The sequence below is a fragment of the Bacillus sp. BS3(2021) genome (assembly GCF_021043345.1).
Classification (GTDB): domain Bacteria; phylum Bacillota; class Bacilli; order Bacillales; family Bacillaceae; genus Bacillus; species Bacillus paralicheniformis.
Genome location: NZ_JAJNDM010000003.1, coordinates 67,184 through 79,963 on the forward strand (window position 1 = coordinate 67,184; position 12,780 = coordinate 79,963).

Consider the following 12,780-nt stretch of genomic DNA (forward strand, 5'->3'; position numbering starts at 1 on the left):
TCATTTTAACGCACAACGCGCAAGAAAAAAAGACGAAATCAAAAACTGCCGGAGGAATCCGGCAGTCAGCTTGCTTTTTCTTTTTTATAAATATCGATTCCTGCTTCAGACAGCATCCATTCAATATGCACGCCGTATCCGCTCGTCGGATCATTGACGAAAACGTGAGTTACGGCGCCAATGATCTTTCCGTTTTGGATGATCGGGCTTCCGCTCATCCCTTGAACGATGCCTCCTGTTTTGCTCAACAGCCTCGGGTCGGTAATTTTCAGCACCATCCCTTTTGTAGCCGGAAACTTCTGAGGTGTCGTACTGACGACCTGAATATCGAATTTCTCGACTTTGTCGTTTTCGATAACCGTTAAAATTTGGGCAGGGCCTTCTTTTACTTCATCTGAAAATGCAATCGGAATGGCTTTGTCAGCGATGCGGTTTTTGATTGACTCGTGAAGCGTCCCGAAGATCCCGAATGGACTGTTTCTGTTGATATCACCGATCACTTTTCGTTCTGATGCGAAACGGGCCAGTTTCTCTCCGGGATTTCCGCCTGTTCCTTTTTCAATCGAAGTGACGGTCGATTTCACGATTTGCCCTTTTTCAACAACGATCGGTTTTTTCGTATCCATGTCTGAAATGACGTGACCAAGCGCTCCGTATTTTTTCGATTTCGGCTCGAAAAAAGTCATTGTGCCGATTCCTGCGGCAGAGTCCCTGATATATAAGCCGATTCTGTATTTATCTTCAGCCTGGTCTTTTTTCGGAATGAGCTTCGTTTTGATTTCTTGTTTATCTCTTTTAATCGACAGATGTAAGGTTTCTCCTGTTTTCCCGGCCTTTTGAATAAAAGGGGTAATGTCATTCATTTTTTCGATTTTCGTGCCGTTGATTTCGGTGATAATGTCGCCTACCGCGATTCCGGCTGCTTCACCGGGCGATTTTTTGCCTTCAGAGGTATTGATTTGATGAAAACCTACGACCAATACGCCAACGGAGTGAAGCTTTACACCAATAGACTGCCCGCCGGGGACCACTTTCAAATCAGGCAGGACATTTACTTTCGTTTTTTTAACTGGGAATCCGGCAAAATCATATACGAGTTCTGCCTTTCCATTCTTTTCACCTTTTATTTCCACTTCGCTTTGATTTTCTTTCAGTGTGAATGCTTCCGATGATCCATCTTTCGAAGCACTGACGGATAAGCTCGTTTCAACCGCACGGGTACCCGTCTCAAAAATGTTCAAGTTTTTTGGGATTACAATGTATTCTTTCACCGGTTTGTAAAACCCTACACTTATTAAAGAAACAAGGAGAATCATACCCACAACTTTTCTGATTTTTTCAACATCCACCTTTTCACTCTCCTCGCACCTAACCCACACCATATAAAATTTCTTTCGCTACATTCATTACTTTTGCCTTTCGGACAGCGATTTATAACTGCGGACGGAAGAAAATCATTGGATAAAATGATAAGAATGAGTTTGTATAAGAAAATGCCGACAAAAAAATAAGCTGTTCAGGATGAACAGCTTATCCGGTAGTTTTAACAAGCTTAGCTTGGTTCAAAAGTTCTTTCGCATGGCGCTTCGTCAGATCCGTTACTTCGACTCCGGCGATCATCCGGCCGATTTCCGCTATTTTTTCCTGTTTTGTCAACGGTGTGACGCTTGTCGTCGTTCTCCCGTCTTTCGACTGTTTCGTAATCAAAAGATGGGTGTCAGCCATCGCGGCCACCTGCGGCAAGTGGGTAATGCATAAAACTTGAGAGCCGATCGAGACGCGGTGTATTTTTTCGGCGATCGCCTGCGCGACTCTGCCGCTTACACCCGTATCCACTTCATCGAAAATGATCGATGTAACATCCTGCTGAGCAGAGAAAATGCTTTTCATGGCCAGCATGATTCTTGACAGCTCTCCTCCAGATGCAACCTTTGACAAAGATTTGAGCGGTTCTCCCGTGTTTGTTGAGATTAGGAAATGGACGGTATCAATGCCGTGCTTTGTGAGCTGAACCGGCATACCGTTGACGACGGGTGCATCATCATCCCGTTCCGCTTTTTTCACCTGGAATTCCGTATCGAATGTCGATTTTTCCATATACAGATCTTTCAGTTCCTGCTGAATCTGTTTGGCCAGTTTTTTCGCCCATTTTTTTCTGATTTCGGACACATTGGCGGCTTCAATCGCCACATCCTTGCCGATTGATTCAAGGCGGGATTTTAAAGCCTGCAAGTGGCTGTCCCGGTTTTCGATCCGGTCGATCTCTTCCTCTATCTTAGCCGAATAAGCTTGGATATCTTCGACAGTAGCGCCGTATTTGCGTTTCAGCTGTTTGATTTCGTTTAATCGCGATTCGATATAATCGAGGCGCTCGGGGTCGTATTCGAGTTCATCCAGCATATTTCTGATCTGAAAAGTTGAATCTTCGAGAATGTAGTATGCGTTGGCTACGGATTCAGATACTTTATTGAGCCCTTCATTGATGCCTGAGACGTTTTCAAGCTCGCTTGAAGCCATGCCGACCCAGTCAAGCCCGGCCTGCTCGTTGCGAAGCGCATTATAGGCATTTTGCAGAGCTTCGTATATTTTTTCGAAATTAGCGATTTGACGGCGCTCTTCCTGAAGAAGTTCGTCCTCTTTCGGCTCAAGGTTTGCAGATTCGATTTCATCAAGCTGAAACTGTATTAAATCGAGTCTGTGAGCCATTTCCTGCTCGCTTTCAGAAAGCTCTTTCACCTTTCTCATGACGTCCATGTAGCGGCTGTAAACTTCCTGATACGCTTTTAAAGCATGCTCGATTTCTTCTCCTGCAAACCTGTCCAGAAGCTGAAGATGGTGCTCATCCTCCATCAGCAGCTGATTGTCGTGCTGCCCGTGTATGTCAAGCAGCAGTCTGCCGACTTCCCGCAAAGCGGCAATGGTGACAAGTTTTCCATTGACGCGGCAGATGCTCTTGCCGTTTGCGTTAATATCTCTCCTCATGACGATCATGTCATCCGAGGCTTCAATCCCGAGTTCTGTGCACAAATCAAAAACCGGATGGCCGCTGTCAAGGAGGAAGAGCCCTTCCAATTCGGCTCTTTTTTCGCCATACCTGACATATTCGGACGAGCCGCGGCCTCCGACAAGCAAAGAGACGGCGTCGATGATGATCGATTTTCCGGCCCCCGTTTCACCGGTCAGAACCGTCAGCCCTTTTTCAAAAGAAACGGTTAATTCTTCGATAATGGCAAAGTTTTTGATCGATAATTCAGCTAACAAGCTTTCATGACACCTCTTTTCAGGCCTTCGTTTATAAAAGCTCCAATATTTTCTTCTGTACGATTTTGGTATCATCATGCGTCCGGCAGATGATCAAAATGGTATCATCTCCGCAGATCGTTCCCATGATTTCTTCCCAATCCAAATTGTCCATCAGCGCCCCGATCGCCTGCGCGTTGCCCGGCATTGTTTTTAAAACGATCAGATGGCTGGCTGAGTCGATTTTGACAAATGCGTCCATCAATGATCTTTTTAATTTGGAAAGGGGATTAAAGCGCTGATCAGCAGGCAGGCTGTATTTGTAGGAACCGTTGTTTGTCGGCACCTTGACCAAATGAAGCTCTTTAATGTCCCGCGAGACGGTGGCCTGCGTCACATTATAGCCGTCTTTCTTTAAAATATCGACAAGCTCATCCTGCGTTTCAATTTCATTAGCGGTGATAATCTCCCTGATTTTAATATGCCTTTGACCTTTGTTCATTTCACACCTCGTTTTATACACAAATTGTGTATGTTTATACATTTATGTTAAATGATTTTGTCGGAAAAGTACATGTTTGCAGTAAAAAAGGAATAATAGCCCACTATTATTCCTTTTTGCGTGCCGGCCACCCTCGCATTCGCCGTACGGCTCTCAAGGGTTTTTAATCACGCGGATCCGTTTTTTTCGCTTTTAATGTCTTGTGAGCTTCTTCGACAATTTGATTGATCGTTTCTTCTGCTATCGGCGTGCCAGGTTGCTCTTCTCCGTCCCAATGCAAATGGAGAAGGAATTCGATGTTGCCGTCGCCGCCGGTAATCGGCGAAAACGAGACGTTTCTGCAGTCATATCCTTCCCGAGCCGCAAACCGGCTGATGTCATCAAGCACAGCTTGATGGACGAGGGGATCGCGGACGATCCCTTTTTTCCCAACGGATTCCCGCCCTGCTTCAAACTGCGGTTTGACGAGAGCGATGCAGTCGCTTCCCGGAACTAAAATGCTCTTAAGCACAGGCAGGATGATTTTCAGTGAGATAAAAGAGACATCGATCGTCGCGAACTCCGGCAGTCCTTCCGTAAAATCGGCAGGTGTACAATACCGGAAATTCGTGCGTTCCATCACTACAACCCGCTCATCCTGTCTCAGCTTCCAGGCGAGCTGATTATACCCGACATCAACGGCATATGAGCGGAGAGCGCCGTTTTGCAGCGCGCAGTCAGTGAAGCCGCCAGTGGAAGAGCCGATGTCAATCATCAGCTTGCCTTGAACGGAAAGCTGAAACTCTTTTAATGCTTTTTCAAGTTTTAATCCGCCTCTTGAGACGTATTTTAACGGGTTTCCTTTAACGGTCAGCGGAATCGTGCGGTCGACCTTTTCGCCCGGCTTGTCCAGTCTGTTTTCATTCGTATAGACGATGCCGGCCATGATGGCTCTTTTCGCTTTTTCCCGCGTTTCCATTAACCCTCTTTCTACTAATAAAACGTCGAGCCGTTCTTTTTTTCCTGTCATGATCCAATTCCTTTATGAGTCTTTACGGGCGTCAATAGTCTTATTCGTCTGATGACGTCTTCTTTTGTCATTCCGATCTCTTCCAGAAGCTTGGCGACACTGCCGTGTTCAATAAATTGATCAGGTATCCCCATTCTATCAATGATCGGGCTGTAAGACTGATGTTCATGGGCATACTCAAGGATCGAGCTGCCGAATCCGCCTTGGAGCACAGCCTCTTCGATCGTTAAAATCGGAAGCCCTTCGTTCAGGATTTCCATCAGCATGTTTTCGTCAAGCGGCTTGATAAAACGGGCGTTAACCACTCTGACCGAACGTCCTTCTTTCTGCAGCTCCTCCGCGGCAGCAAGCGCCATCGGAATGGTGGTGCCGAATGTTAAAATGACCGCGTCTGTCCCGGGTCTCAGCACTTCCCACTTTCCGATCGGGATCGTTTTCAATTCTTTATCCATTTTGACGCCGAGTCCGTTTCCGCGCGGAAAGCGCATGGCAATCGGGCCGTCATCGTATTTGACAGCCGTGTTGACCATGTGCTGGCCTTCGTTTTCGTCTTTCGGCATCATGAGAACCAAATTCGGAATATGCCGTAAAAAAGCAATGTCAAACACGCCCTGGTGTGTTTCCCCATCAGCGCCGACTAGGCCCGCTCTGTCAATGCCGATAAATACATTTAGGTTTTGCCGGCAAATATCATGGACAACCTGGTCATAAGCGCGCTGAAGAAATGTCGAATAGATCGCCAGAAACGGCTTCATATTCTGAGTCGCGAGACCAGCCGCCATCGTTGCCGCATGCTGTTCCGCAATGCCGACATCAAACATGCGCTCCGGAAACTCGCTCGCAAACCCTTCAAGTTTTGAACCGACAGGCATGGCCGGAGTAATGGCTACAATCCTTTCATCCTCGCGGGCAAGCTTCCTGACCGTTTCGCTTACGAGCGCGCTCCATGATGGCGCAGCGGCTTTCGGCTTAACAAAATCACCGGTATCGATTTTATATGGGCCGGTTCCGTGCCATGTGCCGGTTTTATCGGTTTCCGCAGGCTTATAGCCTTTTCCTTTTTTCGTAATAACGTGGAGGAGTACCGGGCCTTTCGTCTTTTTCGCATACTGCATGTTTTCAAACAGTTCATCATAGGAATGACCGTCTACAGGCCCTAAATACGTAAATCCGAGCTCTTCAAAGAACATCCCGGATACCAGCAGGTATTTCAGGCTGTCTTTGATCCGCTCGGCTGTAGCGGCAAGCTTCCCGCCAACAGCAGGAATCCGCTTGAACAAATACTCAAGCTCATCTTTGACCCATTGATATTTTCCGGCTGTGCGCAGCCTTCCGAGCATGGAATGAATCGCTCCGACGTTTGGAGCGATGCTCATTTCGTTGTCATTCAAAATGACAATCATATCTTTTTGCTCATGGCCGATATGGTTAAGCGCTTCAAGAGCCATGCCGCCGGTCAGTGCACCGTCTCCGATGATCGGGATAATATATTCGTTTGTCCCTTTCAAGTCTCTCGCAGCTGCCATCCCCATCGCACCGGAGAGAGAAGTCGAACTGTGGCCCGTTTCCCAGACATCATGTTCGCTTTCATTCCGCTTTGGAAAACCGCACAGTCCTTTATGCTGACGCAGGGTGGCGAAGTCCTTTCCGCGGCCGGTCAGCAGTTTATGGACATACGATTGATGCCCCACATCCCACAAAAACTTATCTTTCGGGCTGTTAAATTCTTTATGCAATGCAATGGTAAGCTCGACAACGCCGAGATTCGGACCAATGTGCCCTCCGGATTCAGAAAGCGTTTCAATTAAAAAACGGCGAATTTCAGCGCTCAAGCTTTCCAGTTCTTGATTTGAAAGGTTCTTCAAAAATGCAGGGTCCTTTATCGATAACAGATCCAATCGGATCAACTCACTTTCAGCATGATTTCTGCAAGTATGCGCCTTGCTTCATTTTAAGTTTCAGCTTGAATTATTATATGACGAATTCATCCCCATGCGCAAACTTGCATATGCGGACGCTTCGTTTGAAAAAACAGCCGCTAACACAACGTGATAACGGCGCGGCGTTTTAGAGTTCAACTCTTTATATTTTAGCATAATAAGCCTTTGATGCTCAAATGGAAGCCCTGTATCAATGATCCCTTGCGGCAATCATATCGCAAAACTCGTACATAAGCTCTTTTTCAAGCGGAAGCTCTGAAATCAGCCGTTTTGCTTTTTCAATATGTTCATCAAGCTTTTGGCTGGCGCCCTCAAGCGAAAGGAGCGACGGATAGGTCGATTTTCCGTTTGTCTCGTCAGATCCGATCCGTTTGCCGATTTTATCCTCTGATCCTTCAAGGTCGAGAATGTCATCTCTGATCTGGAAGCCGATGCCGATATGATGGCTGAATTCGCGGAGCTTTTCGATCTCTTTTTCAGATGCATCTGCTAGAATCGCCCCCGCGATGACGCTGAAGCTGAGGAGTTTAGCCGTTTTTCCTTCGTGAATCCGCTGCAGTTCATCAAGAGAGACAGACTTTGATTCCGCTTCCATATCTAAAATTTGACCGCCGACCATGCCTTCAGCCCCCGCTGCCGATATCAGCTCATTCACCAGTCTGATGCGTTTTTCAGCAGATACATCAGAAGGCATATTGGAAGTGATCATTTTGAAACTTTCGGTTAATAAGGCATCTCCGGCGAGAATGGCCGTCGCTTCCCCGTATATTTTATGGTTTGTCGGCTTTCCCCTTCTGAGGTCATCGTCATCCATACAAGGGAGATCGTCATGGATTAATGAATACGTATGGATCATTTCAACCGCGCACCCTACCGGAATTCCGGCTTCTTCGTCTTTTCCGTACGCATGAAGAAGCGCAAGTACCAAAATCGGTCTCAGCCGTTTCCCTCCGGCTTCCAATGAGTACAGCATGGATTTCTTAAGGATGGACGGCGCTCGTAGGTCTTTAATATACATCGGAAGGCGTTCTTCAATTACTGTTTTTCTCGATTTTAAAAATCCGTCAAGTTTACCGGTCACCTTTTTCCTCCTCCCGAACACTGAAAGGAGCTAATTCCCCATTTTCCCGCAAAATGTAGTCCATCTGCTTTTCGACATTTTGCAGTTTTTCGTGGCACATTTTCGAAAGAGCCATCCCTTCCTGGAAGTAGTCGATCGCCTTTTCCAAAGGCACATCCCCTTCTTCAAGCTTTGATACGATCTGTTCCAGACCTTTCATCGCCTCTTCAAATGTCAGGTCTTCCCGGTTTGTTTTGTTTTCTTCAGCCATTTGTTTCGCCTCTCTTTTGCAGTACCTCACAGGTCAGCGTCCCATCGTTTAATGTGACGCGGATCTCGTCTTTTTCATGAACCTGTTCAATACTTTTAATCAATTCGTTTTCTTTATATGTCAAACTGTACCCTCTTTCCATCACTTGGAGAGGGCTTAATGCATTCAGTTTACCAAGAACCGTTTGAAACTGCGAGTGAATCTGCTTAAGCTGCACATCCATATTCCGCTTCAGCCGGACTGTCTGCTCTTCATGCCTCTTTCTCGCTTGTTTAAGCTGCTCCTCGGGATGAAGCATCTCCAGCTTGTATGTCTGTTCGTTCAGTTTTTGTTTTTTGCGTTCAACGGTCATCGCCAGCTGTTTTTGGAAACGGTCGAATATCAGGTCGAATTCCTGTTCCTTTTGGGCATACAGCCGTTTCGGGTAGCGGAAGGCATAAGAGGACTGGAGGGTTTTCACGCGCTCCTGCCGCTTTCTTAAATCCTGCTTCATCGATTTTGCAATTCTCGCTTCGAGCGTTTTCAGACGCTCCAGCAAATCAAGCATATTAGGTACGGCCTGTTCGGCCGCTCCCGTCGGGGTCGCCGCGCGCAAATCCGCAACAAAATCGCTGATTGTAAAATCCGTTTCATGCCCGACGGCGGAAATGATCGGAATGTCGGAAGAAAAAATGGCCCTGGCGACAGCCTCTTCATTAAATGCCCACAGCTCTTCGATCGATCCCCCTCCGCGTCCGACGATTAATACATCGCATAAATCTCTGCGGTTAGCCTCTTTGATGCTGCTGACGATGGACTCGCCCGCGTTTACTCCTTGAACGAGCGTTGGAAAGACGATCACTTTTACAAGGGGGTATCTTCTTTTAATGGTGGTGATCACATCGCGTACAGCCGCTCCGGTTGGAGATGTGACAACACCGACGACGGATGGGAACGCGGGGATGGGTTTCTTATGTTTTTCATCAAACAAGCCTTCTTGCGACAGCTTTTTCTTAAGTTCTTCATACGCGAGATGAAGCGCACCTATGCCGTCAGGCTGTATTTCTTTCGCATAGAGCTGATAATTGCCGCTCGGTTCATATACCGAAATGCCGCCTCTCACCAATACCTTCATCCCGTTTTCAGGGGTAAAGGCGAGATTTCTGTTTTGTCTGGCGAACATGACGGATTGAATGCGGGCGTTATCATCTTTCAGTGTAAAATAAATATGGCCTCTGCTATGTATTTTAACATTTGACAGCTCGCCCTTGATCCAAATATCTTCAAGATGGGGGTCCACGTCAAATTTGCGCTTAATATATTTTGTCAAAGCCGTGACCGTGACAAATGAAATTTCACTCATGGCACAGTCTCCTTTCTAAGAAGGCACAAGCACGTTCATCCGCCGGCGCGAGACCAGGCGGATGAACGGCTGTACATTAAAGTTAAATTGTACGCTTCGCTGATTTAACCGTGTTATGGGCCAGCATTGTAATCGTCATCGGACCGACACCGCCCGGTACGGGTGTAATATAGGAAGCCTTTTCCTTCGCTTCTTCAAAATCGACATCACCGACGAGCTTTCCGTTGTCAAGGCGGTTAACGCCGACATCAATGACAACGGCTCCCTCTTTCATTTGATCCGCTTTGATGAAATTCGCCTTTCCGACAGCGACAATCAGAATGTCGGCTTTTTTTGTGTGAGCCGTAATGTCGGCCGTTCTTGAATGGCAGTACGTAACGGTTGCGTTTTCGTTCAAGAGCAGCTGCCCTACCGGCTTTCCGACGATATTGCTTCGCCCGACGACAACAACCTCTTTTCCCGACAGATCAATCTCGGTTTTCTTTAAAAGCTCCACGATGCCCGCAGGCGTGCAAGGCAGAAATGTATCTTCGCCAAGCAGCATCTTTCCTACGTTTAATGGATGAAAACCGTCAACATCTTTGTCAGGGGATATTCTTTCAATCACCGCTTGTTCGGAAATATGATCCGGAAGAGGCAGCTGGACAAGAATTCCGTGAAAGTCGTTATTTTGGTTGTACTGGTCAATTACTTCAAGAAGTTCCTGTTCAGAGAAACTTGCATCGAAATGATCCAGCTGAAAACGAATCCCCATGGCTTCAGCTGCTTTTTTCTTTCCCCGTACATATGAAAGAGACGCCGGATCATCACCAATTAAAATAACGGCCAGTCCCGGGGTCACTCCTTGTTTTTTCAGCTCTTCAACTTCCTTGGCCAGCTGCCCGCGCTTTTCCTTTGCTGTTTCTTTCCCATCGATGATGGTTGCTGTCATTTGCTCTCCTCCTAGATTATTCAAGATCGGATTTAATGTTAGAAAGAACACCGTTTACAAACTTCGCCGACTTGTCATCTCCAAATTGCTTGGCCAGTTCAATCGCTTCATTCATAGAGACGTTGACAGGTATGTCTTCTAAAAAAATCATTTCGTAGGCGGACAAACGCAAAATCGCGCGATCGACATTCGCTAGCCTGTCAAGCTTCCAATTGACGAGATGCCGTTTGATCATCTCATCGATTTTCTCTTTGTTCTCTAAGACCCCGTAAACAAGCTGCTCGAAAAAAGCGTCGCTTTCCTGCCCGTCCAAGGCGTGCTGCATCGCTTCATTCGGTTCTGTATCACTGACATCAATCTGGAATAGTGACTGCAAAGCCTTTTCTCTTGCTGTTCTTCTTTTCATTCTTTCTTTTTCTCCTTTAACCCTCTTTGCCGCTTGCCGTTTAAGCCACAAAGAGATCATATCATATTTTTAGTCTTTCCGCATGCAAAAATCGCGGTTTTATCGTCAATAACCGAATAATAAGAAACAAACATTTGTTATCATTCGTTTTTCGAACTTCTTTGCAAACTTTCCGGTTCCTCTTATTTTTGGTCGATAACAGCGGAAAGATGCTTTTAAACGTCATTTTTTAAAACGGAACATGAAAAAACCAAAGGGCCGTCATTCCCCTTGGTTCTTCCACTTCACCGCACTACATCTCTTGATCGACTTCCACCTCGTGCGTTTTTGAATCGAATTGAATGCCAACGATGTGAATATTGATTTCATTAATCGAAAGAGCTGTCATATTGAGAAGCGTCTGGCGGATATTATCCTGAACGGCATTTGCAACTTTAGGAATCGAAACGCCAAACATCATCACGCAATAAACATCAATGATAATTCCGTCATCTGACAAATCAACTTTGACGCCTTTGCCGTGATTCTTTTTTCCAAACCGTTCCACGACACCTGTCGCAAAATTGCCGCGCATTTCAGCTACGCCTTCAACTTCGGAAGCTGCGATTCCGGCAATGACTTCGATGACTTCCGGAGCGATTTCCACTTTTCCTAAATGATTGTCTTCATGGCTCATTTCCAATAAGCTGTTGTCGTCTTTCAATATGTTCACCTCCGTTAAAATTACGACCCCATTACATCATATATTTCTAAAAACTTCGTATTGAATTCTCCGCTTACGAATGTTTCGTGCTCGAGCAGTTTCAGATGGAACGGTATCGTCGTATGAACGCCTTCGATGACGAATTCGCTCAACGCTCTTTTCATTCTTGATACAGCTTCTTCCCTCGTCTTCCCGTATGTGATGACTTTTGCAATCATGCTGTCGTAATAAGGAGGAATCGAGTATCCCGGATAAGCCGCAGAATCCACTCTGACGCCGAGCCCGCCCGGAGGCAGATACATCTCGATTTTTCCCGGAGAAGGCATGAAGTTTTTCTCAGGGTTTTCCGCATTAATCCGGCATTCGATGGCCCAGCCGTTAAAAGTGACTTCATCTTGGGTGAGGGCTAATTTTTCACCTGATGCCACTCTGATCTGCTCTTTAATCAAATCAACGCCCGTCACCATCTCTGTTACCGGATGCTCAACCTGAATGCGCGTGTTCATTTCCATAAAGTAGAACTTCTGCTCGCGGTAATCGTAGATAAATTCAACTGTTCCCGCGCCCGTGTACTTAACGGCTTCAGCCGCTTTGACAGCCGCCTGCCCCATTTGCTCCCTGATTCCTTCATCAAGCGCAGGTGAAGGGGTTTCTTCAAGCAGCTTTTGGAGCCTTCTTTGGATTGAACAGTCGCGTTCACCCAAGTGAATCGTATTTCCGTGTGTGTCCGCAAGCACTTGGATCTCGACGTGTCTGAAGTCTTCAATGTACTTTTCAATGTACACACCCGGGTTGCCGAAAGCGGTGGCCGCTTCCTGCTGAGTGATTTTAATGCCGTTGATCAGTTCTTCTTCCGTACGGGCGACCCTGATTCCTTTTCCGCCGCCCCCGGCAGTTGCCTTTATAATGACAGGATACCCTATATCGCGCGCTAATGAAACCGCATCTTCAATATCTTCAATAATTCCTTTGGAACCCGGTACGATCGGAACGCCAGCCTGCTGCATCGTTTCCCTAGCAACATCCTTTGTCCCCATCTTAGAGATCGCGTCTGCTGTCGGACCGACGAAGGTTACGTTTACCTCTTCGCAAAGCTCGGCAAAATCGGCGTTTTCCGCCAGGAAGCCGTAGCCCGGGTGAATCGCATCAGCGCCGGTCATTTTGGCGACGCTGACGATGTTCGTTATATTCAAGTAGCTGTCTTTTGATAGCTTAGGTCCGATGCAAAATGCTTCATCAGCCATCTGAACATGGAGCGCCTCTCTGTCGGCCTCGGAAAAGACGGCTACTGTATCGATCCCCAGTTCTTTACAAGCTCTGATAATTCTGACAGCAATTTCTCCCCTGTTCGCAATTAATAGCTTTTTGATCATCTT

12 protein-coding genes are annotated in these 12,780 nt (G+C 46.7%); all 12 read right to left on the bottom strand.

The features are described 5' to 3' along the window. Positions 1–65: 65 nt before the first annotated feature. The gene (gene spoIVB, locus LQ247_RS07910; protein WP_031304732.1) at positions 66–1,316 is read right to left on the bottom strand and encodes a SpoIVB peptidase; all 1,251 of its coding nucleotides are present in this window, start codon (positions 1,314–1,316) and stop codon (positions 66–68) included. A gap of 214 nt (positions 1,317–1,530) precedes the next feature. After that, complete coding sequence (recN, locus tag LQ247_RS07915; protein WP_020452128.1) at positions 1,531–3,261, bottom strand: DNA repair protein RecN; 1,731 nt, start codon at positions 3,259–3,261, stop codon at positions 1,531–1,533. A gap of 31 nt (positions 3,262–3,292) precedes the next feature. Continuing rightward, on the bottom strand, positions 3,293–3,742 hold the full coding sequence (gene ahrC / locus LQ247_RS07920) for a transcriptional regulator AhrC/ArgR (RefSeq protein WP_020452129.1): 450 nt from the start codon (positions 3,740–3,742) through the stop codon (positions 3,293–3,295). A gap of 163 nt (positions 3,743–3,905) precedes the next feature. Continuing rightward, positions 3,906–4,751, bottom strand: coding sequence for a TlyA family RNA methyltransferase (locus LQ247_RS07925; protein WP_020452130.1), 846 nt, complete (start codon positions 4,749–4,751; stop codon positions 3,906–3,908). Next, on the bottom strand, positions 4,748–6,649 hold the full coding sequence (dxs, locus tag LQ247_RS07930) for a 1-deoxy-D-xylulose-5-phosphate synthase (RefSeq protein ID WP_231005866.1): 1,902 nt from the start codon (positions 6,647–6,649) through the stop codon (positions 4,748–4,750). The genes LQ247_RS07925 and dxs overlap by 4 nt, the downstream gene beginning before the upstream one ends. Positions 6,650–6,881: 232 nt before the next feature. Next, complete coding sequence (locus tag LQ247_RS07935; protein WP_048349985.1) at positions 6,882–7,772, bottom strand: polyprenyl synthetase family protein; 891 nt, start codon at positions 7,770–7,772, stop codon at positions 6,882–6,884. Next, the gene (locus tag LQ247_RS07940; protein ID WP_020452133.1) at positions 7,762–8,022 is read right to left on the bottom strand and encodes an exodeoxyribonuclease VII small subunit; all 261 of its coding nucleotides are present in this window, start codon (positions 8,020–8,022) and stop codon (positions 7,762–7,764) included. Before LQ247_RS07940 ends, LQ247_RS07935 begins: the two co-directional genes overlap by 11 nt. Then, positions 8,015–9,364, bottom strand: coding sequence for an exodeoxyribonuclease VII large subunit (xseA, locus tag LQ247_RS07945; RefSeq protein ID WP_105980355.1), 1,350 nt, complete (start codon positions 9,362–9,364; stop codon positions 8,015–8,017). Before xseA ends, LQ247_RS07940 begins: the two co-directional genes overlap by 8 nt. Before the next feature lie 82 nt (positions 9,365–9,446). Then, complete coding sequence (folD, locus tag LQ247_RS07950) at positions 9,447–10,295, bottom strand: bifunctional methylenetetrahydrofolate dehydrogenase/methenyltetrahydrofolate cyclohydrolase FolD (RefSeq protein ID WP_020452135.1); 849 nt, start codon at positions 10,293–10,295, stop codon at positions 9,447–9,449. 16 nt (positions 10,296–10,311) lie between these two features. Beyond that, positions 10,312–10,701 (bottom strand): transcription antitermination factor NusB, encoded by a 390-nt coding sequence (gene nusB / locus LQ247_RS07955; protein ID WP_020452136.1) that lies wholly within the window; start codon positions 10,699–10,701, stop codon positions 10,312–10,314. 292 nt (positions 10,702–10,993) lie between these two features. After that, positions 10,994–11,377, bottom strand: coding sequence for an Asp23/Gls24 family envelope stress response protein (locus tag LQ247_RS07960; protein ID WP_031304734.1), 384 nt, complete (start codon positions 11,375–11,377; stop codon positions 10,994–10,996). Between the two features lie 47 nt (positions 11,378–11,424). Next, the gene (gene accC / locus LQ247_RS07965; protein ID WP_020452138.1) at positions 11,425–12,777 is read right to left on the bottom strand and encodes an acetyl-CoA carboxylase biotin carboxylase subunit; all 1,353 of its coding nucleotides are present in this window, start codon (positions 12,775–12,777) and stop codon (positions 11,425–11,427) included. Between the last annotated feature and the right edge of the window lie 3 nt (positions 12,778–12,780).